The organism is Micromonospora maris AB-18-032 (assembly GCF_000204155.1).
GTDB lineage: Bacteria > Actinomycetota > Actinomycetes > Mycobacteriales > Micromonosporaceae > Micromonospora > Micromonospora gifhornensis.
On record NC_015434.1, the window covers coordinates 2,506,424 to 2,527,411 of the forward strand.

The 20,988-nt window shown below is 69.7% G+C and carries 14 protein-coding genes and 1 CRISPR repeat array; of the genes, 12 read left to right on the plus strand and 2 right to left on the minus strand.

The features are described 5' to 3' along the window. Positions 1 to 40: 40 nt before the first annotated feature. The 4 genes from VAB18032_RS11490 to VAB18032_RS11505 all read left to right on the plus strand — a co-directional run bounded on the left by VAB18032_RS11490 (position 41) and on the right by VAB18032_RS11505 (position 4,250). A complete protein-coding gene (locus tag VAB18032_RS11490; protein WP_013732996.1) occupies positions 41 to 736 on the plus strand; it encodes a hypothetical protein in 696 nt (231 codons plus the stop codon). After that, the gene (locus VAB18032_RS11495) at positions 733 to 1,917 is read left to right on the plus strand and encodes a histidine decarboxylase (protein ID WP_013732997.1); all 1,185 of its coding nucleotides are present in this window, start codon (positions 733 to 735) and stop codon (positions 1,915 to 1,917) included. Before VAB18032_RS11490 ends, VAB18032_RS11495 begins: the two co-directional genes overlap by 4 nt. Positions 1,918 to 2,211: 294 nt before the next feature. Further along, positions 2,212 to 3,345 (plus strand): class II histone deacetylase, encoded by a 1,134-nt coding sequence (locus tag VAB18032_RS11500; RefSeq protein WP_013732998.1) that lies wholly within the window; start codon positions 2,212 to 2,214, stop codon positions 3,343 to 3,345. A gap of 197 nt (positions 3,346 to 3,542) precedes the next feature. Beyond that, entirely contained in the window at positions 3,543 to 4,250 is a 708-nt protein-coding gene (locus VAB18032_RS11505; protein ID WP_148272245.1) for an HAD family hydrolase, read from the plus strand. 77 nt (positions 4,251 to 4,327) lie between these two features. Continuing rightward, a CRISPR array of direct repeats spans positions 4,328 to 6,856; the repeat unit is 28 nt; unit sequence GGATCACCCCCGCGTGCGCGGGGAGCAG. A 239-nt stretch (positions 6,857 to 7,095) separates the two neighbouring features. Here the strand turns inward: VAB18032_RS11505 and VAB18032_RS11510 are convergent. Next, positions 7,096 to 9,186: an N-6 DNA methylase gene (locus VAB18032_RS11510; protein ID WP_013733000.1), complete on the minus strand. Its 2,091-nt coding sequence runs from the start codon at positions 9,184 to 9,186 to the stop codon at positions 7,096 to 7,098. Between the two features lie 91 nt (positions 9,187 to 9,277). On the opposite strand from VAB18032_RS11510, the gene VAB18032_RS32075 reads away from it, so the two are divergent. Then, the gene (locus tag VAB18032_RS32075; RefSeq protein WP_157626868.1) at positions 9,278 to 9,448 is read left to right on the plus strand and encodes a hypothetical protein; all 171 of its coding nucleotides are present in this window, start codon (positions 9,278 to 9,280) and stop codon (positions 9,446 to 9,448) included. 51 nt (positions 9,449 to 9,499) lie between these two features. After that, the gene (locus tag VAB18032_RS11515; protein WP_232510781.1) at positions 9,500 to 10,210 is read left to right on the plus strand and encodes a hypothetical protein; all 711 of its coding nucleotides are present in this window, start codon (positions 9,500 to 9,502) and stop codon (positions 10,208 to 10,210) included. Here VAB18032_RS11515 and VAB18032_RS11520 read toward each other — a convergent pair. Then, positions 10,146 to 11,441 (minus strand): serine/threonine-protein kinase, encoded by a 1,296-nt coding sequence (locus tag VAB18032_RS11520; RefSeq protein ID WP_232510782.1) that lies wholly within the window; start codon positions 11,439 to 11,441, stop codon positions 10,146 to 10,148. The genes VAB18032_RS11515 and VAB18032_RS11520 overlap by 65 nt on opposite strands. A 259-nt stretch (positions 11,442 to 11,700) precedes the next feature. Here VAB18032_RS11520 and VAB18032_RS11525 point away from each other — a divergent pair, with 259 nt between their 5' ends. The 6 genes from VAB18032_RS11525 to cas5e all read left to right on the plus strand — a co-directional run bounded on the left by VAB18032_RS11525 (position 11,701) and on the right by cas5e (position 20,986). Next, positions 11,701 to 13,800: a UvrD-helicase domain-containing protein gene (locus VAB18032_RS11525; RefSeq protein ID WP_013733003.1), complete on the plus strand. Its 2,100-nt coding sequence runs from the start codon at positions 11,701 to 11,703 to the stop codon at positions 13,798 to 13,800. Continuing rightward, on the plus strand, positions 13,797 to 16,637 hold the full coding sequence (locus tag VAB18032_RS11530; RefSeq protein ID WP_050814584.1) for a CRISPR-associated endonuclease Cas3'': 2,841 nt from the start codon (positions 13,797 to 13,799) through the stop codon (positions 16,635 to 16,637). The genes VAB18032_RS11525 and VAB18032_RS11530 overlap by 4 nt, the downstream gene beginning before the upstream one ends. Before the next feature lie 197 nt (positions 16,638 to 16,834). Then, complete coding sequence (casA, locus tag VAB18032_RS11535; protein ID WP_013733005.1) at positions 16,835 to 18,496, plus strand: type I-E CRISPR-associated protein Cse1/CasA; 1,662 nt, start codon at positions 16,835 to 16,837, stop codon at positions 18,494 to 18,496. Next, on the plus strand, positions 18,493 to 19,167 hold the full coding sequence (gene casB, locus VAB18032_RS11540) for a type I-E CRISPR-associated protein Cse2/CasB (RefSeq protein ID WP_013733006.1): 675 nt from the start codon (positions 18,493 to 18,495) through the stop codon (positions 19,165 to 19,167). Before casA ends, casB begins: the two co-directional genes overlap by 4 nt. Then, positions 19,164 to 20,288, plus strand: coding sequence for a type I-E CRISPR-associated protein Cas7/Cse4/CasC (gene cas7e, locus VAB18032_RS11545; protein WP_013733007.1), 1,125 nt, complete (start codon positions 19,164 to 19,166; stop codon positions 20,286 to 20,288). The genes casB and cas7e overlap by 4 nt, the downstream gene beginning before the upstream one ends. After that, positions 20,285 to 20,986 carry a type I-E CRISPR-associated protein Cas5/CasD gene (cas5e, locus tag VAB18032_RS11550; RefSeq protein WP_013733008.1) on the plus strand — a complete coding sequence of 234 codons (702 nt, stop codon included), beginning with the start codon at positions 20,285 to 20,287 and terminating at the stop codon, positions 20,984 to 20,986. Before cas7e ends, cas5e begins: the two co-directional genes overlap by 4 nt. Positions 20,987 to 20,988: the final 2 nt, after the last annotated feature.

The following is a 20,988-nucleotide window of genomic DNA, read 5'->3' on the forward strand; positions in this document are numbered from 1 at the left end:
CCGCCTGGAGGACCGCTGGTGGGCGGACCTGCGTAACCAAATGGTGTTCCGCGTCAAACGGTTCAACGCCGGCCACATGACCGAAGCCGACCAGCGGTACGGCACACACGAAGCCCTCGGCCCCCACGGTGTCCTGCTGTTCTTCACCTCCCCAGCACCCACCGAACCGCACGGCTACCGACTGCACACCGCATGGCGGCTGTTCCTGTCCGCACCCGAGTCCGACGACCTGCCCCGCATCCTCGGCGACCTCAGCAGGATCGCCAAGACCCACATCACCCACGCGAATGCCACCGGACACCGGTGGCATCCCCTGGGCCCGCAACGGTCAATGGTCAACGGCGGAGACATGGGCATCCCAGCCGACGCCACCTACGTCGGCGTCGGCGCGAGCACCCTCGACACCGACGACGGCCGCTGGTACCAACTGGCCCGCACCCTGCGGGAACCCTCCGCCACCGGCCATCGCCGATCAGCCTTCGACCTCAAAGGCCACTGCTACCTGCTGCTGACCGACGACACCGCTATCCACATCGACCGCAACCCCCACGCACCCCTGCACTACGACGGCATCCGCAGCAGCAAACCCCTCGACGCCGACCGCTCCGCCCACTGGCACAACCCCCACGCCAACCTCACCGACCAGGGCGACCACCACACCCGCGAGGTATGGCGGCACCTCACCGCCCTGCACCACACCCTCACCAGCTACCTCACCGCAAGGCCCGTCACATGACCCTCAACCTGGCCGTCGCCGCAGACCTCAGCCACCCACCCGTCGACGTCACCGCCGTCCTCGACCACCTCGCCCAGCACGCCGACACCACCGCCGCAACGAGCATCGGCTACCCGGGCGCGACCGACCTCGACCACACCGCCGTCATGGCCCGCCTCGGCAACCGACTGTGGAACAACATCGGCGACCCCCACGACACCGGGGGAGTAGCCCACACCCGCATCCTCGAACAAGCCGTCATCGCCTGGATCGCCGACCTGCTCGGCATGCCCACCCACGACCGGTGGGGCTACGTCACCACCGGCGGCACCGAAGGCAACCTCTCCGCCCTCCACACCGCCTACCGCCGCTGGCCCACCGCCCGCATCTACTACTCCACCGCCGCCCACTACTCCATCCCGAAGATCATCGACATGCTCGGCGCCTACAAGGCGGTCGTGGACGCCGGCCCGGACGGGGAGATGGACTACGAGCACCTGGCCGCGCAGCTGCGTCGGCGGCGACGCTGGCCGGCGATCGTCGTCGCCACCGCCGGCACCACCATGACCGAAGCCGTCGACGACACCACCCGCATTCGCACCATCCTCACCGAGTACGACATGGCCGGGCATCTGCATGTCGACGCGGCCCTGGTCGGTATCCCGCTCGCCCTCGACGGCCGACTGCGGCTGGACGACACCAGCGGCATCGGCAGCATTGCGATCTCCGGCCACAAGTTCCTTGGCACGCCCACCCCCTGCGGGGTGGTGCTTATCCGCGACAGCGCTCGCAAACCCAGCATCCGCATCGCCTACACCGGCACCGCCGACACCACCGTCACCGGCTCCCGCTGCGGCCTGGCTGCCGCCCTGCTCTGGCACGCCATCGCCACCCACGGCCGCGAAGGCCACCGCTGGCGGGCCGCGGAAGCCCGCCGCCTCGCCGGCTACGCCGTCGACCAGATCCGAGCCACCGGCTGGCCCGCCTGGCGACACCAGCATGCCTTCACCGTCGTCCTACCCACCCCACCCGAACCCGTACGCACCAAATGGCTCCTCGCCACCCACGATCGCACCAGCCACATCGTCTGCATGCCCGGCATCACGAAGGGGCAGATCGACGCCCTCGCCGCCGACATCACCGCCGCCACCCGCACACCCATCCCGCATCCCCGCTCACCGATCGACGAAGGCACCCCATGAGATTGCGCCCGGCGTCATCCCCAGCCGCCGCACCATCAGCCGTCGGCTGGTCGGCATCTTCCTCGCCGCCACCCTGCTCACAGGCTGCCAGCCCGGCAGCACTACCACGGCAGCACCAGCCCCACCGGGCCGGCAGCGCCCCCACCCGCAACGCCCACCCCCGGTACGGCTACCGCGCCTGGCCTCACCGCCCCGCAGCGGCTGACCACCCTCGCCGCCACGATCACCGCCGCACCCGGCGACCACACCACCGAGCCCCAGCAAGGCCGACCCACTCGCGGAGGCGATTTGTCCATGACGACCGGTTACGTCTTCCACCCCGAGTACCTGTGGCACGACACCGGCACCAGCGCGGGTCTGCTGCCCGCCAACCCACCCGCAGGTATCCAACCCGCCGTGCACATCGAGAATCCCGAGGCCAAACGACGCGCCCACGAACTGATCCACGTCTCCGGACTTCTCGCCGAGCTGACGGTCATCGAGCCTCGCCGGGCCACCATGGCGGAACTCCTGCGCGTCCACACCGGCGACCACGTTCAACACATCAAGACTCAGAGCGACCTGCGTGGGGGAGGCGACGCCGGGGACGGCTTCTCGCCAGTGGGCCCCGGCAGCTACGCGATTGCCCGCCTTGCGGCTGGCGGGCTGATCGAGCTCGTTACCGCCGTAGCACGCGGTGAGGTCACCAATGGGTACGCGCTGACCCGCCCGCCTGGTCACCACGCCACTGCTGACCGGGGAATGGGCTTCTGCCTGTTCAACAACATCGCGGTCGCCGCCCGGCACGCGCAGGCGGAACTCGGCTTGACGAGGATCGCGATCGTGGACTGGGACGTCCACCACGGCAACGGCACCCAGTCCATCTTCTACACGGACCCGAGCGTGCTCACCATTTCCCTGCACCAGGCCGGGTGCTTTCCACCCGACTCCGGCTGGATCCGCGAGAACGGCGCAGGCGACGGCACCGGTTACGCCATCAACGTGCCGCTACCACCCGGCACCGGTCACGCCGGCTACCTGCACGCCATGACCGAAATCGTCCTTCCCGCACTCGAACGTTTCGCACCCGACCTGATCCTGCTCGCCAACGGCTTCGACGCCAACGTCTTCGACCCCATGGCGAGGCAGATGCTCACCGCCGCCTCCTACCGTGCGATGACCCGCATGCTCACCGACGCGGCAGACCGGCTCTGCCACGGCCGACTCGTCGCCGCCCATGAAGGCGGTTACAGCCCCTTCTACGTCCCGTACTGCGCCCTGGCATTCCTCGAAGAACTCGCCGGCACCACGACCCGCGTCACCGATCCCTTGGCCGTCGTCGCCGACTACGCGGCCGAGCCTCTTCAGCCCCACCAGAAGGCCGTCATCGACGAAGCGGCCCAACTCGTATCACGGATCGGCGCCCACGAGATCGCAGCCGCGCCCTGACGAACCCGCCGATCCTGGCGGCGACAATCGCTGCACATCGGCCTCCCGACTAGTCCAACCGTGCGCAACCGCTGAGCCGGGCGGCTGGGAGACCCGGCTCAGCAGCCCACACCCGTTAGGCCTACTGACGACAGCCGCTGCGAACTAGGAGGGCCGCCCGCGTGATACAGGTGCCGCTAGCCGGCAAGGTCGTCTTCGTGGACTGGCACAGCGTCCTGTCACGCGACCCCTTCTGGATGTCAATCCGCGAGAGCGCCACTCATCCACTGAAGGCGCAACTCGAAGCGAACCTCGCCGAGGTATTCAAGAGCAAGGCCAACGAGTGGATGAAAGGACTGCTTTCCTCGGAAGAAATCATCAAGTCTATGGATGTCGAGCTTGATGGCCGATTCCGCGAGGACTTCCTCACGCGACGACTATACGTCGACTGCGCAAAGATGCGAGTCAACGCCGAGTTATTCGAAGCCCTCCGTAAAATCAAATCACATGTCCTGGTTGTCTTGGCGACTGACAATATGGACTGCTTTCTGCGGACGTTCGACCGAGCGCGGGCCAAGAGGCGTCGCCCTACCCCCCAGTCCGAGACACTGGCGGACTGGGCGGTCATTCTCGACGACATCATCTGTTCCAGCGAAGTCGCAGCATTAAAGGCCGAAGTCCCTCAACGCTTCTTCGGGCCCTGGCTTGCGGAACACGGCCTTACCTTCGCGGACGCTGCACTGATCGACGACCGTGCTGACAACTGCGCTGCATTCACCGAGCAGGGCGGCAAGGCGGTGCAATACAAGATGGGCATCGGCGACGTTCACGACGTACTGGAATCCTTGACCACCTGGATGGAATCGGGATCGGTTGCACCTACCGCGGGGACGAGCTGGGCAACGAACTTGCCCCGTACAAGCTGACGCCTCATTCGGGCGAACGGCGGGTTGGCCCGAGGCCGGAGCAGGCCACTCTGGGCACCCTGCTGGGGCTGATCGTGGGATCACCCCCGCGTGCGCGGGGAGCAGGCGGCCATACCGCGCGACCCCCACGAGTCCGGGGGATCACCCCCGCGTGCGCGGGGAGCAGAGGACGGCGCCCACCTTGGCGTCGCTCTGTCCGGGATCACCCCCGCGTGCGCGGGGAGCAGGGGGAGGCGTACCCCATGAGACTCGTCCGCTGGGGATCACCCCCGCGTGCGCGGGGAGCAGTGGCCACCCTTCCCCCCGAACGTCCCTCACAGAGGATCACCCCCGCGTGCGCGGGGAGCAGGAGGTGGCCTGGCTCGGCCGGGTGTCACAGGCGGGATCACCCCCGCGTGCGCGGGGAGCAGTTGGCGTACGACAGCCCGAGCGCCGGAGTCCGGGGATCACCCCCGCGTGCGCGGGGAGCAGGGGCCATGGCGATCTGGTCAGTGGTGATCACCGGGATCACCCCCGCGTGCGCGGGGAGCAGCGGCCGTCCTCTACAACCAGTCCGTCTGACCGAGGATCACCCCCTCGTGCGCGGGGAGCAGCCCATCGCCCGGCTTCGGCTCGGCCGTGGTGGGGGATCACCCCCGCGTGCGCGGGGAGCAGGGACGTGAGCCGGTACGTGCACTCGGAGGCGGGGGATCACCCCCGCGTGCGCGGGGAGCAGCCCAGCCGATCCAGTGCTTGGCCTGGTTGCCGAGGATCACCCCCGCGTGCGCGGGGAGCAGAGGCTCGCCATGTACCGCTGGGACGGAATCCCCGGATCACCCCCGCGTGCGCGGGGAGCAGACCGGGGCCAGCTCCTCGTCGTCGCGGACCTCGGGATCACCCCCGCGTGCGCGGGGAGCAGAGGCTCGCCATGTACCGCTGGGACGGAATCCCCGGATCACCCCCGCGTGCGCGGGGAGCAGCTCCTTGCTTGCGGTAGGTGGGTCCGGGTGGAGGGATCACCCCCGCGTGCGCGGGGAGCAGGATGTGCCCTCTTGGCGAGCACGATCCGGATCGGGATCACCCCCGCGTGCGCGGGGAGCAGCTAGTCGCCCCGACGGCCCGTGTAGTCCTGTGGGGATCACCCCCGCGTGCGCGGGGAGCAGGCCATGCGCGTAGGTGACGTGTTCGGCGTTCTGGGATCACCCCCGCGTGCGCGGGGAGCAGGTGGCGATGTGGCGGGCCCAGGTGGTGATGACGGGATCACCCCCGCGTGCGCGGGGAGCAGTTCCCGACGCCAGTCCGACGGTTGCCAGTCCAGGGATCACCCCCGCGTGCGCGGGGAGCAGGCCGCCGAGCGGGCGACCGCCCTCACCGCCCAGGGATCACCCCCGCGTGCGCGGGGAGCAGGGTGGCACCATAGCCACGGCAGACCCGGTGCGGGGGATCACCCCCGCGTGCGCGGGGAGCAGGGTGCCCGGCCGGGTCGTGTACTCGGTGCCCTCGGATCACCCCCGCGTGCGCGGGGAGCAGATCACCCCCAGCGTCAACGCGGCGCTGTGGCTGGGATCACCCCCGCGTGCGCGGGGAGCAGAATTCACCGGTCCGCTTGTTGATCGCGAGACCGGGATCACCCCCGCGTGCGCGGGGAGCAGTTCGGCAAGAACCAGCGGATCCACTCCGCCCCGGGATCACCCCCGCGTGCGCGGGGAGCAGGTCGCTCCTTCTCGTCCTTGCGGGCCCGGGTGAGGATCACCCCCGCGTGCGCGGGGAGCAGGCAAGCGTGCCATCGGGTGTGCCTTTCGGTGAGGGATCACCCCCGCGTGCGCGGGGAGCAGAAGGCCGCCGCCGATTCGTTCAAGGCGCTTGGGGGATCACCCCCGCGTGCGCGGGGAGCAGGGACAGCGAGGGTTACGACCCCGATATGGACGAGGATCACCCCCGCGTGCGCGGGGAGCAGGGCGGCAAACGGCGCGGTGAAGGTGCCGGCCAGGGATCACCCCCGCGTGCGCGGGGAGCAGAGGCCGGCCACCCCGAACACGGCTTCGCGCCGCGGATCACCCCCGCGTGCGCGGGGAGCAGCTTCCAAACATCGCCCGGCAGACACGGGCTAGGGGATCACCCCCGCGTGCGCGGGGAGCAGTTGGCGGGATCGGGCCAGGTGCCGCCAGTCCTGGGATCACCCCCGCGTGCGCGGGGAGCAGTCTGGCAGAACTTTTTCGACATGCTCGGCCAGGGATCACCCCCGCGTGCGCGGGGAGCAGGCCAGGGAAACGCCGGCCGCCGGGCTGACGTAGGGATCACCCCCGCGTGCGCGGGGAGCAGAGGGCCGTGACGAGTTGAGCGAACTTCTGCCCGGGATCACCCCCGCGTGCGCGGGGAGCAGGTTCCGGAGTAACCCGGTGCTGGGCTACGGGCAGGATCACCCCCGCGTGCGCGGGGAGCAGGCAGCAGACAGCCGCAGAGAAGAGCTACCTCGGGGATCACCCCCGCGTGCGCGGGGAGCAGACCAAACAGCATGTCCGGGACGCGGCTGACCACGGATCACCCCCGCGTGCGCGGGGAGCAGATGGCTTTAGCGTTGTGCGTCGGATCCTTCAATGGATCACCCCCGCGTGCGCGGGGAGCAGGCTTCTTGACCTGCGGCGCTATAGATCAACCACTCCGATTTCATTCACTTTGGTTCGCAAGATCGGCCCTTTCGACACTCGTGTTGCGAGGGCGGCGCGTGCCTGTTGATGTGCGGCTGGGAGCAGCGTACCGGGCGAATCGCGGGTGGTAGGGCCGCAGATTCGGGCGGCTCGATTCTGGACGACCAGTTTGGTCGTCGCTCCTGGCTGCCGAACTGCCCAGGTTCATCGGGGGTCGATCAGGATGTGAGGCCAAGGGTGCCTGATGTCAGCGCGTCGCTGATCTCGCGGGCGAGTGTGACTCCGGTCGCTGATGCTCGTTCCAGGGTGGTGCGGAATTCGATGAGTTGGCGGAAGGCGTGTCCGTACGCGTGCTGCTGTTCGAGCGCCACGACCGGGATGGACAGCCGCCGGACGTCGATGCGTATAGCCCCGTTGCCGGTGCTGGAGGCGCGTCCGGCGATTCGCCGGTTGTCGCTGCGGGAGATGACGCCGGCGATGAACCACGGGTCGAAGCGGGTGGTGTCGATGCGAATGAGTTGAATGCCGGGTCCGAGTTCGGCGCTGACCTGTTCCGGGGTGGCTACCCATGCGCTGATCCTGCGGCCGATGACGGGGACGAGGATGTCGCCGTGGCGTACCTCAGGTCCCGGGTCGTCGCCTGCGGTGCGGGTCGCCGTGCCGGTGGCCGGACCGCCGGAGATGACGTCGGCGGCGGTCAATACGATGCCGGTGACGGTGACACCCGTCGACCGGCTGCGGGTGGGGGCGCGGTGCACGGTGATGCTGCCCGACCGAATAAGGTCGGCGACGTCGGCCTGCGGGGCGCCGCGTAGCGGTCCGTCTGGCGCCGGTTGGACCGCTGGCAGGCCGCGCCGCAGATGGTCGAGCAGGTGGTCGAATTCGCCGATTTTGGCGATGATCTGTGCCGGGTCGGTGGCGGGGTCGTTGGCGTGCGGAAGGTGGCGTTGTGGGGTGAGGTCGACCTGGTCGTCGAGGATGTCGATCACGGGCACGGTGCGATGGACGCCAGGCAGTTCGGCGTATTCGTGTGACCGGTAGGCGCTCCAGGCGGCGCGTACGGTTTCGGTCAGCGGCCGGTCGGTGGTGGTGGTATCGACTACGAGGATGTCGCCGGGGGGAGGCTGGTCTGGGTCGGGTTGGGTGAGCACCCAGATGTGCAGCCCGATGGCGGTGGGCGGCATCAGTCCGGCGGGTAGGGCGACGACGGCTCGTAGCGCGCCGCGGCGGATAAGTTCGGCGCGGACGCGACGGCCGGCGGGGCGGGACGCGGCTGCTGGTGGCAGGAGCACGACGGCGGTGCCGCTGGGTGCGAGGTGGGCGAGGGCATGTTGCACCCAGGCGAGTTCGGGTTCGGTGCGTGGGGGCAGACCGTAGGTCCAGCGGGGGTCGTAGGCGAGGCGGTCGTGTCCCCAGTCGTGGATGCCGAAGGGGAAGTTCGCCACGACGACGTCGGCGCGTAGGTCGGGCAGCGCGTCGGCGAGCAGGCTGTCGCCGACGCGCACGACCGGCGGCTCGGCGTTGTCCATGCTGCGTCGGGCGCGCAGGTGCAGCAGCCACAGCCGCAGCAGGGTGATCAGGGCGTACTGCGGGCTGATCTCCTGGGCGTAGCAGCGGGTGGCCGTACCTCGTGTCAAGGCCTTGTCGGCGGCAATCCGCAGGATCGACCCGGTGCCGCTGGTGAAGTCGAAGGTGTTCGCGCCGCTTTCGGCGAGGGCCAGCATCACCTCGGCGACGGTGTCCGGTGTCCCGGCCAGGCCGGACATGGAATGGGCCGAGGAGACGTAGCGGTTGTGCAGGTATTCGAAGGCCGACTCGGCGCCCTGTTCCGCTGCGAGTTGGTCGACGGTGCCCAGCAGGGTGCTGAGCTGCGCGGTCCACTGCTTCGGCAGCAGGGCGTCGACCATCCGGGACAGGTCGGGGTCGAGGGTGCGTAGCTGGGCGACGAGCTGTCTTGGTGTCGGTAGGCCGGTGCCGGTGGCCGGGGCTTGGTCGGCGCGGACAAGCAGAAGTGCGCCGGCGATGCCGAGCACGTCGCTGATCTGCGCTGCTGGTTGGTAGCTCTCGACGTGCCGCCAGGCCCACTCGTCGGTGCTGGCCTGGTGCAGCCTGCCGTGTCGGCGCAGCCAGTCCTCGACCTCCCGTGCGTCGAAGAACGGGCTCGCGGGGCTACCACCGACGGGAGTTGGGAAGTCGGCGTAGCGGCGTCGCCAGTTGCTCACCGCAGCCCGGCCGACCTTGGCCAGTCGGGCGATGCCGCTGGCGGTCAAGGTGGTCTCGCTCGGGGCCAGCGTCGACTTTCTCGTCACGCGTGAACACTAACATGGCTAACTGCATTGTGTACGCGATTCACAGGCGATGCAGTCTCGGTCGTTTGATTCACAATCCTTGGGAGGTTCCATGCCACGTCGTGGGCGCAGCACCACGGTCGGAAAGATCGCCCAGCTCTGTCAGGCACGTCGCGCCTCCGAGATCCGGATGCTCGGTGATCTGCTCCGTCGCGAGCAGTACATCGCTGCGCGTGCGGAGGCGCACTCGCCGTCGGTGGGGGAAGGAGCGACACCGCGCTGACCAGCACCGACTGATTCGATCCCGTCGATCTGAGGAGGACCATGAACACCCTTGTTCGAAGCAGCGCCGTCACCCGTTGCGTCCCCGTGCTTTCCGCCGGTCGCGCACGTCTGTCGCGGCGCGCGGCGCTACGCTTCCGGCGCCACCGGCACGGTTGCCTTCCATGCGTACGCGCGAGTGCGCCTTGACCCCGTTCTCGGCGCTGCGATCGCCGACGCGTACGTGGCGGCACCGCATCGTGACGAGCAGGCGTACGCCGCCTACGCGGCGTTCTGCCGGGAGACCGTCCAGCAGTATCACTTCCTGGTCGGGCGGGCAGAGTTCGGCGGCCTGGGCGTGACAGTGTGCATCGTTGACGAGGATCCGTATGCCGACGTCGAGTCGATGATCGATGACGTGCGGCAACGCCGGCTGAAGGTGTGGGCCAGCGCGGCGAGCGGCAACCCCCATCCGTACCTCAGCGACGGGGAGAATGACATGTTCCGCGCTGTCCACGACGTGTTCGGGCATGCGGCGAGCGGCCGGGGGTTCGACCGGCACGGCGAGGAGGCGGCCTGGCTAAAGCACAGCACGATGTACTCCCCACTGGCGGTGCGTGCGATGACGACCGAGACGCGTGGGCAGAACTGCGCCCAGATCTTCCGCTACGGGGGTCGCCGGTTCGCCGAGCAGAAGGCGGTGCTGCTGCCCCGGTTATTCAGCGATCCGCGTCTGGTACGAATTGCTGCGGGAGCGCAGGCGCGCTGGCCGGCTCCGTGCTGAGCCGAGAGATCTCCTCGCGTAGCTCCCGCACGGCGGGATGCTCCGGCCCGTCGACCCGCTCCCGGTCCTGCAGCAGAGCCGTGAGTAGTCGTAACGCCCGGGGATGCTCGCCGAGCGCCACATGGGTACGCGCGGCGCGCAGTCGAAGGTCGAACACCTGCGGATCTTCGTCGCCGTGCTGTCGTGCCCGGTGCTCGGCGAGTCGCCGCCACTGCCGGGCGGCGGCGCGGAACTCGCCTGCGGCCTGCATCTGCTCCGCCTGTCGCACGGCCTGCCCCAGGTCGAGGGCGGACGGTGCGGCAGCGGGTGCGATGGTGGGGCCTGGTTGCGGCGGTATGCGTCCGACGATCGCGGCGTACGCCTGGACCGCGGTGACGGAATCGTCCAGTACGCCGGGAATCGGTGGCAGATTCTCAGCCAGCGGTGCCAGCACGCGGTAGACGTCGGCGGCGCTGTCCGGCCGGCTGTCGGGGGCGGACGCCAGCAGTGCGTGCACCAGGTCGTCGAGCACGGACGGGGTCTCCGGTCGCAGCGTGGCGGGCCGTGGTGGGGTGGCGCCCATCTGCTGCCGCACGGTGGTCATGGTCGTCAGGCCGTCGAAGGGCGCGGTGCCGGTGAGTAGGTCAAACAGGGTCGCTCCCAACCCGTACAGGTCGGCGCGGTGGTCGATCCGCTGGCCGAGGATCTGCTCCGGCGCCATGTAGCCAAATGTGCCGAGCGCCTGCCCGCTCTGGGTGATCCGCGAGTAGCGGTCGTCGTCGGGCGTGACGGCCAGCCCGAAGTCGAGCACCTTGACCGCGCCGCTCGGCTCCAGCATGGCGTTGCTGGGCTTGATGTCGCGGTGCACGAGCCCGAGTCGCTGGGCAGCGAGCAGGACGCTGCTGATCTGGGCTCCGATGGCGGCCACCCAGCCGATCGGGAGTGGACCGTGTTCAGCGACCAGGTCCGACAGGGCGATGCCGTTGATCTGCTGAAGGACCAGGTATGGGTGGCCGGCGTGCTCGCCGAGATCGTAGACGGCGGGCACGCCGGGATGGTCGAGGCGGGCGGTGAGCAGTGCCTCGCGGCGGAAGCGGCGTACCAGATCCAGTTCCGTGACAGCGACGAACTTTACGATGACGGGCCGGTCGAGCAGTGCGTCGTGCGCGGGCCAGACTTCACTCATCCCCTTGTGCGCCAACGGAGACCGGGCCAGCCGATAGCGGTCCTTGAGGCTCGTGCCGGGCACCACGCCGCCCAGCATAGCGGCCGTTTTGGTCACGGTCAGGAACACCCGACCGGCGCGCCGCAGCCGCTTCGGTGAACATCGACAACGGACGGATGCTTGCAAGCATGGTTCACAAGGTGCATGATGGGGCTCGATGCGGAGCGGGAATCGTTCGTGCCCGCCGTCCATGCTGCGTGAATCAGACCGCCGGCCCTGTCCGGCGCGTGACAGTTCCGTCCATCTCGCTCCTGGCTGGGCCCAGGTGCCCGTCATCGGGGGATGTATGGCTGAGTTGGCCATCGGCCGGGACTTCCTACCCACCTACGCCCGGCTGCAACGCCGGGTGCAGCGCGCCGTCGACGCCGCCATCGGCAAGTTCGCCGAACACACGCACGCGGGCCTACACCTGGAGAAGCTGACCGGCGCACGGGACCCGAACATCCGCACCATCCGGATCGACCAGTTCTACCGCGGCGTGGTGCTCGCTCTCGGAGAAGACAGGTACGCCCTGCTTGACGTCCTGCCCCACGACGACGCTATCGCCTTCGCGGTGAGCCGCCGTTTCACCGTCAACCAGGCCCTCGGTGTGCTGGAGATGAGGGACCAGGCCGGCATCGAGGAGTTCACCCGTGCCGAAGCGCCACCGGCGAGCGTCGGACTGTTCACCCACGTCTCGGTCGCCGACTTCACCAGGCTCGGGGTGGATGAGGATCTGCTGCCGCTACTGCGCGTCATCGCCACCGACAAGCAACTCGAAAGCCTGGCCGGGCACCTACCGGAGAGCCAACTCGACGTGCTGCTGGGCCTAGCCAGCGGGCTGTCCGTGGAGGAGGTCTGGGCGGAACTGGCCGACCGGACGGTGTCCGGGGTGGACACCGACGACCTGCTGACCGCCGCGCGACGCACCCCCGAGCGGATCGCTTTCGTCTCAGGCCCGGTGGAACTCGCGGCCATCCTCGCCCACCCGTTCGACGTGTGGCGCACCTTCCTGCACCCGACCCAGCGGGACGTCGCCTACCGCGACACCTACAGCGGACCCGCACTCGTCACCGGCAGCGCCGGCACCGGCAAGACCGTCACTGGCCTGCACCGGGCGGTGTTCCTCGCCGAGCGGCTGCCCGATGGCGAGAAGGTGCTGCTGACCACGTTCACTCGCGCTCTTGCTGACGCTCTCGCTCGACAGCTCTACCGGCTCACCAGCGACCCGGCGGTGCGGGCGCGCATCGACGTGATCAGCGTCGACAAGCTCGCCTACGAGATCGTCACCCGAGGCAACGGCCGCGTCACCGTCGCCGACGGTGAGATCGTCGACCAGCTGTGGGAGTCTGCCGCGAAGGCAGGCCCGACCTACCTCAACCGCGCCGGCCAGGTCACCACCTACAGCCCCGCCTTCCTGCGGCACGAGTGGGAGCAGGTGGTGCTGGCCCAACAGCTGACCACCCGCGAGGCGTACCGCGAGGCCACCCGCCGGGGTCGCGGCGCCGGCCTGCGCGCCGCGCATCGCGACCAGGTGTGGACCGTGATCGAGATGGTGACCGGGGCGCTGGCCAAGCGGCGGCTACGCACCCACACCCAACTCGCCGACGACGCCGCCGCCATCGCCCGCCGCGTACCGGCACCGTATCGGCACGTCATCGTCGATGAAGGGCAGGATCTGCACCCGGCACAGTGGCGCCTGCTGCGGGCGTTGGTCGCACCCGGCCCCAACGACATGTTCCTGCTTGCCGATCCGTACCAGCGCATCTACGACAGCCACGTGTCACTGGCCCAACTCGGCATCGAGGTTCGGGGCCGCACCCGCCGGCTCAGCGTCAACTATCGGACCACCCACGAGATCCTCGACCTGTCGGTCAAGGTCCTCGGCGGTGACGCCACGGTCGGGCTCGACGGGCAGGACGACACGCTGCGGGGATACCGCTCGGTCACCCGGGGCGGGATACCCGAGCTGGCCGCGCACGTCAGCCGCGACGGCGAGTGCGAGGCGCTGATCGAACGGGTCGGCACCTGGCTGGACCAGGGCGTGGAACCGCACGCGGTCGGAGTGGCCGTCCGCACCGGTCAACTGGTCAAGGCCGTCGGTCGGATCCTCAACGATGCCCACATCCCCGTCGCCGACGACAAACGCGGCACCGACGGCGTGCGGGTAGCCACCATGCACCGGATGAAAGGACTGGAGTTCCAGTGCCTCGCGGTCGTCGGGCTCGACGCGGGCGTGCTCCCGGCACCACACGCGCTCACCTCGGCGGCCGAGGATCCACACGCACACCGGCAGGATCTCCAACGTGAGCGCTGCCTGCTGTTCGTCGCGCTGACCCGGGCCCGGGACGTGCTCTACCTGTCCCACAGCGGCACCCCGAGCCCGCTGCTGCCGGTGGTCCGATGAACGCCCGTGTCAGCGCCGATGCCCCAACGCTGGGCGTGGCGGCACGCGCAGTCTGGGGTAAGACCGACCGCCGGGGAACCTCACCGGTGGGGTGGCTGCCGCTGTGGCGGCACCTGGCCGACACCGCCGACGTGGCCGGACAACTGTGGGATCACTGGCTGGGCCGCGCCGCCCGGCACCGCATCGCCGACGAGTTGCCCGGCGCAGAAGCCGACGCCCGCACCCTGCTCGTGTGGCTCGCCGGCATCCACGACATCGGCAAGGCCACCCCCGCCTTCGCCTATCAGGCGTACAACCTCGCGGAGCGGATGCGCGACCACGGCCTTGGCTACCAGCGGGATCTGATCAAGGCTGACCGCAGGTACGCCCCGCACGCCACCGCCGGGCACGTGCTGTTGGCCGACTGGCTGCACCAGCAGGACTGGACCGACCCGCACCCGTTCGCCGTCGTCGTCGGCGGACACCACGGCGTTCCGCCGACTGACATGGGCCTGCGTGACGTGCGGGTGCGTCCCCACCTGCTCGGCGGCCCCGCCTGGCAGCACGTGCAGCACGAACTGTTGACCTGGATGACGCAACGGTCCCGCGCCGGCGACCGACTCGCCGACTGGAACGGCGTCGCCCTGTCACAACCGGTGCAGGCGCTGCTCACCGGCCTGGTCATCGTCGCCGACTGGATCGCCAGCAACGAGAACTACTTCCCGTACCTGCTGACGGGCAGCGACGAGGATCGGCTACGAACCGGGTGGGAGTTGGTGGACCTGCCCGTGCCCTGGCGACCCACCGCTCCACCAGCCAACGTGGACGAGCTGTTCAGGGCACGATTCGCGCTGCCCACGGGGGCGACACCACGTCCGGTGCAGCGCACCGTCGTCGACCTGGCCGAGACCATGCCCACGCCCGGGATGATGATCGTCGAGGCGGCCATGGGGGAGGGCAAGACGGAGGCAGCCCTGGCTGCGGTGGAGATCCTGGCCCGGCGTACCGGCGCATCCGGCTGCTACCTGGCCCTGCCCACCCGAGCCACCAGCGACGCCATGTTCGGCCGGATGCTGTCCTGGCTGCGTCGGCTGCCCGACACGCAGGTCGGCCGAGGCGACCGTGACGTGCGCCTGGCCCACGGCAAGGCCGCCCTCAACCCCGACTACGACCACCTGCGGACAACCTCGCTGCCCAGCGGCATCGGCGAGGACACCGGAGGTGCCGACATCGGCGTGCACCGCTGGCTTGCCGGCACCAAACGGACGATGCTGTCCAGCTTCGTCGTCGGCACCATCGACCAACTGCTGTTCGCCGCGCTGCGCAGCAAGCACCTGGTGCTGCGGCACCTCGGCCTGGCCGGCAAGGTCGTCGTCATCGACGAGGCACACGCCTACGACGTCTACATGGGCCGGTTCCTCGACCGGGCGCTGGAATGGCTCGGCGCTTACGGCGTACCCGTGGTGGTCCTCTCGGCGACGTTGCCGGCACATCGGCGGGCCGAGTTGATGAAGGCGTACGACGACGGTCGCCTCGGCCCTCCGCCGCCGCTGACCTGGCGCGACCGAGGCAGACCACAGGTCGACCCGTACGCTGCCCTGCGCAGCGACCTGCGGTATCCCCTGGTCACCGTCTCCACGGACCAGCGTGGCGCCGCCGCCATCAGCTGCGGCGACTCCGGTCGCGGGATCGACGTCACGCTGCGACGGCTGCCCGACGACCTGCCCGCACTTGTGGATCTGCTGCGGGACCGGCTCGCTGAGGGCGGCTGCGCCCTCGTCGTCCGCAACACCGTGGCCCGGGTCCAGGAGAGCGCTGCCGTGCTCCGCGCGGCCCTCGGGCCGGATACACCCGTGTCGGTGGCGCACTCCCGCTTCATGGCCGTCGACCGCGCCGCCAAGGACCGCTGGCTGCGCGACACGTTCGGCCCACCGGGCAGCAACAACCGCCCTCACCGGCATGTGGTGGTGGCCAGCCAGGTCGCCGAGCAGTCCCTGGACATCGACTTCGACCTGCTCGTCACCGACCTGGCTCCGGTCGACCTGGTGTTGCAACGTATCGGACGGCTGCACCGCCACCCCCGCGCCGACCGACCCGCCCGGCTCACCGAGGCGACCTGCTGGATCACCGGTGCCGACTGGAGCGTCGAACCACCCCAGCCGGTCACCGGATCACGACGCGTGTACCAGCCGGCCACCCTGCTGCGCAGCGCCGCCGTGCTCCTGCCGCACTTGGACGGCACGCCGGTGCGGCTGCCGCACGACATCTCGCCGATCACCCAGACCGCCTACGGCGACGCGCCGGTCGGCCCCGAGTCCTGGCAGCCCAGCATCGTCGAAGCGGAGACGAAACAACGCGACGAGATCGCCAGCAAGGAGTCGAAGGCCGACAGCTTCCGCCTGGCCGGCGTCGCCGAACCAGGCGTACCCCTGATCGGCTGGCTCTCCGGCGGCGTCGGCGACGCCGAGGAGCGTGTGGCGCAGGGCCACGTTCGCGACACCGACGCCGATTCCCTCGAAGTCCTACTCCTGGTACGCACCCCGGAAGGTCTAGTACTCCCCCCATGGATCGACGGGGGTGGAGTACGGGTGCCGATCGCCTCCTCCCCGAGTTCGACTCTGGCTCGTTCCATAGCTCGGTGCACCCTGCCCTTGCCCCGTGCGATGACCTCCGCTGACGTCATCGATGGAGTGATCGGCGAGATCGAGGGTCGGGTCGACGTCAGGGCTTGGCAGGAAAACCCGTGGCTCGCTGGCGAGCTCGTCCTCGACGTCGACGGCGAGGGTCACGGGCGAATTGGCCCTTTCGATCTTTACTACGAGCCTCACGAGGGCCTCCGTGTCTTTCGAAACGAATAGGAAGCCCCGCATACGCGGGGAGCGATGCTGCGTCCCACTGATCCTGCGGATCACCCCTCCACCGGAGGGACTACAACGCCGTCCCGGACGGCGGTGGCGAAAGGCTATAGCGACGCTCAAGTGGACCGCAAGTCTGTCCATACAGGCTGCGTCAGACTGTTCCTGGTTAGATGAAGCAACGAAGGAGGTGGCCAACGTTGACGAGTCCGCCGGAGCGGCAGGGGTTCTCGCTGGTTGACCAGGCGTGGATTCCGGTGCTGGACGTCGCGGGGAGGCGCCGCGAGGTGTCCCTTCTCGGCCTGTTCAAGCAGGCCAACGACCTACGCATGATCGCCTGTGAGTTGCCCACGCAGAGCTTCGCGATCCTGCGGCTTGCGTTGGCGGTCCTGCACCGCGCCACTGACGGTCCGCCTGGGGAGGCGGCCTGGCGCGCGCTGTGGCGGGGCCGTCAACTACCGACCGCAGACATCGTCGAGTATCTCGACGCCTTCCGGGACAGGTTCGACCTGCTGCATCCGCAGCAGCCGTTCTACCAGGTGGCCGACCTGCGGGCGGCGAAGGAGAACACGTACGGCCTGGAACGGTTGATCGCCGACGTACCGAACGGGATGCCGTTCCTGACCACCCGTGCCGGGCGCGGCATGGAGTCGATCAGCCCGGCGGAGGCGGCCCGCTGGTTGGTGCACTGCCAGGCGTACGACAGCTCCGGCATCAAGACCGGAGCGGTCGGTGACCCGCAGGCCAAGAACGGCAAGGGCTATCCGATCGGCGCGGGGTCCGTCGGGTGGTTGGGTGGCGTCCACCTGGAAGGCGCTGACCTGTGGGAGACCCTGCTGCTCAACCTGGTGCCTGTCGCGCCCGCCTGGCGGGAAGCCGACGATCGGGACCTGCCGGTGTGGGAGCGTGAGCCGCACACCGCAGCCGAGGAACCCGCCTCGACGCGTGGCCCGTACGGACTGCTCAGCCTCTACACCTGGCAGTCCCGCCGGATCCGGCTGTTCGGTGATGCCGACGGCATCACCGGAGCATTGATCGCCAACGGCGACCGGCTCGACTGGCAGGACCGGCACCTGCTGGAACCCATGAGTGTGTGGGGCCGCAGCGCACCCCGCGAACGCGAGCAGAAACGCACCCCGATCTACCTGCCCCGACCGCACGACCACGGCCGGGCCCTGTGGCGAGGGCTGCAAACCCTCCTGCCGGCGCCGCCACCGCCCGGCGGCGAGCCGCCGCAGCGGCTTGCGCCGATGGTGGTGCAGTGGCTGGCCCGGCTCACCGTCACCGGCGTCGTCGGCACGGACTTCCAGACCCGCACCCGTGCCGTGAGCATCACCTACGGTGCCAAGCAGTCGGTCGTCGACGAGGTGTTCAGCGACGCGCTGACCATGAACGTGCTGCTGCTGGTGGCAGACTCCGCCCTGCGCGCGACCGCCGTCGACGCGGCCGGCGACGCCGAGGCCGCGGTGACGGTGCTGCGCAGGCTCGCCGACAACCTGGCCCGCGCCGCCGGAAGCCGGGACACCGACAGCGGCGCCGCTGACCGCGCCGCCGAGCGCGCGTACGCCCTGCTGGACCGCCAGTTCCGCGACTGGCTGGCACGCCTGGGTCCGGACAGCGACCCAGCCGCCGAGCGGGGTCAGTGGCAGCGGCTGGTCTGGCGGGCCATCAGCCGGCTCGGTGCCGGGCTGGTGGAAGCGGCAGGCCCGACGGCCTGGGTCGGCCGCGCCGGCAAGGATCGCGCCGGCCGGGATGTCCACTACTCCAGCTCGCAGGCCGAGGCGTGGTTCCGCTCCGGTCTGGCCAAGGCGTTGCCGATGGGGGTCGAGTCCCCGCAGCAGAGACAGGAGCAACCAGCATGACCACGGCAGTGGAGGCCGAGCCGGCGGGCCCGGCCCAGAAGACGCGGCACCGACGTCGCCGCGAACTCGGCGAACATGTCGCCAGGACCATCGGCCGCCTCCAGGCGCGGGTGTTGAGCACCGTGCCGCAACCCGAGGCGGTCAGCGCCCTCGCGCGGCTGCGGCGCGGTATCGGCCGGACCCCCGGCTTCGACTTCAGCCTGGAGCGGTACGTGCAGGTCCCGGAGCATCTGCTGGGCCGCCGCCCGGCCGACGACACCGAGCCGACAGACGCCGAACAGGCCGCCCACGACGCGGTGACCCTGTACGCGTTGCACCAGCAGTCCCGCCGGGAACGGATGCACGCCGACGGACGCGGGCTGGGCCAGGCCATGGCCGAGCTGGTCCGCAGATCGACCGGACCGGACGGGGTACGGCGTCGGTTCGCCGCGCTCGGCACCGCCAGCACCTACCACGAAAGCATCTACCACCTGCGCAGCCTGATCACGATGCTGCGCGAGCACCAGATCCCACTCGACTACGGCCTGCTCGCCGACGATCTTCAGACCCTCCGCATCCCTGGCCGCCGCCCCACCATCCAGGCGATCTGGGGTCGGGAGTTCTTCCGCAGCCGACCCAGCGCCGACGCTGACGCTCCTGTCACCGACAACCCCGAGGAGGACCCGTCATGAGCCGCACCATCATCGACGTCTACGCCCTGCAGACCGTACCGCCGAGCAACCTCAACCGCGACGACACCGGCTCGCCGAAGACCGCCGTCTACGGAGGTGTGCGTCGGGCGCGGGTGTCCAGCCAGGCGTGGAAGCGGGCCATCCGGCTGGCCTTCGTCGACCTGCTCGATCGTTCTCAGCTGGGCGAGCGGACCAAGCGTGTGGGAGAGTCCCTCGCCGCGCGGATCCGGGCACTCGACCCGAGCATGTCCGAGGAGGCCGCGTCCACGCTAGCGGCCGACACCTTCGTGGCTGGTGGGCTGGCCAAGGTCGACAAGAAAAAGGGCGAGACGAAGGACGTCGAGTCCGGCTACCTGCTGTTCCTGAGCCACCGGCAGCTGGACAATCTCGCCGCCGCTGCACTGGAGGCAGCGCGGGCCGGGGGCACCCTCGACAAGGCCCGCTTCAAGGCGCTGGTCGCCTCCGAGCACTCCGTCGACATCGCGATGTTCGGCCGGATGGTCGCCGACATGACCGACATCAACGTCGACGCCGCCTGCCAGGTCTCCCACGCCATCAGCGTCCATGCCGTCGACAACGAGTTCGACTACTTCACCGCCGTCGACGACCGCAAGGCCGACGCCGCCGAAACGGGGGCCGGCATGATCGGCACCATCGAGTTCAACTCGTCCACCCTGTACCGGTACGCCACCATCGATGTCGACGCCCTGTACCGTACGCTCGGCGACGCCGCCGCCACCCGGGCGGCCGTCGAAGCGTTCCTGAGCGCGTTCACGCGCAGCATGCCGACCGGCAAGCAGAACACCTTCGCCCACCGCACCCTTCCGGACGCCGTGCTGGTGCGGCTGCGCGACACCCAGCCGATCAACCTCGTCGGCGCCTTCGAGACACCCATCCGGGAGACCCACGCCGCCGGACGCATCGAACTGGCCGCCGAGGCGCTGGCGAAGCACACCGTGGCGGTCGAAAGCGCCTACGGCGAGCGGCCCATCGGCAGCTGGGTCACCCAGGTCGGCGAGCGGACCGCGGTACTCACTGACCTGGGCAAGGCGGTCACCTTCAGCGAACTCGTCGCGGGCGTGGGGGAGCAGGTCACCGTGACGCTCGGGCAGCCGGCATGAGTGTGCTGCTGCTGAAGCTGGCCGGCCCACTGCAATCCTGGGGGTCATCGAGCCGGTTCGCCCGCCGGGGCACCGAGATCGCACCGACCAAGAGCGGAGTGATCGGACTGCTCGCCGCCGCCAAGGGCATGCGACGCACCGAACCGCTCACCGACCTGCTCGGCCTCCAATTCGGCGTACGCCTGGACCAGCCCGGCCAGATCCTGCGCGACTTCCAGACGGCCCGGTCCCTCGACGGCCGCCGCAGCGCACCACTGACCTACCGCTTCTACCTGTCCGACGCGGTCTTCCTCGCCGCCGTCAGCGGCGACCGGACCCTCCTGACCGGCCTGGCCGAGGCACTGGACCGGCCCCAGTTCCCCCTCTACCTCGGCCGTCGATCCTGCCCACCGGCCGGCCCGATCAACCTCGGCGTCCACGACGACACCCTCGACGACGCGCTGAACCAGTGGCCCTGGCTCGCCGCCGACTGGCACCGCAAGAAGGCAGCCCGCACCGTCCGGTTGGAGATCATCCGGGACGCGCGTCAAGGCGAGCCGATCACCGAGACCGTTCCTGACGAGCCGGTCAGCTTCGACCCCGCGCATCGGCAGCACACCTGGCGGTCCGTGGTGCGCCGCCACGCCGACGTCCCAAATGACCTCGCCGAGCGGGCCGGTGTCGCCGAGCACGACCCGCTGAGCCTGCTGGGAGGCTGACC

Excerpts from the sequence above, each read along its gene's own strand:
- cas5e (WP_013733008.1), top strand. The coding sequence starts at position 20,285 with ATGAGTGTGCTGCTGCTGAAGCTGGCCGGCCCACTGCAATCCTGGGGG.
- VAB18032_RS11495 (WP_013732997.1), top strand. The coding sequence starts at position 733 with ATGACCCTCAACCTGGCCGTCGCCGCAGACCTCAGCCACCCACCCGTC.
- VAB18032_RS32075 (WP_157626868.1), top strand. The coding sequence starts at position 9,278 with ATGCCACGTCGTGGGCGCAGCACCACGGTCGGAAAGATCGCCCAGCTC.
- VAB18032_RS11490 (WP_013732996.1), top strand. The coding sequence starts at position 41 with ATGGTGTTCCGCGTCAAACGGTTCAACGCCGGCCACATGACCGAAGCC.
- casB (WP_013733006.1), top strand. The coding sequence starts at position 18,493 with ATGACCACGGCAGTGGAGGCCGAGCCGGCGGGCCCGGCCCAGAAGACG.
- VAB18032_RS11530 (WP_050814584.1), top strand. The coding sequence starts at position 13,797 with ATGAACGCCCGTGTCAGCGCCGATGCCCCAACGCTGGGCGTGGCGGCA.
- VAB18032_RS11525 (WP_013733003.1), top strand. The coding sequence starts at position 11,701 with ATGGCTGAGTTGGCCATCGGCCGGGACTTCCTACCCACCTACGCCCGG.
- VAB18032_RS11500 (WP_013732998.1), top strand. The coding sequence starts at position 2,212 with ATGACGACCGGTTACGTCTTCCACCCCGAGTACCTGTGGCACGACACC.
- cas7e (WP_013733007.1), top strand. The coding sequence starts at position 19,164 with ATGAGCCGCACCATCATCGACGTCTACGCCCTGCAGACCGTACCGCCG.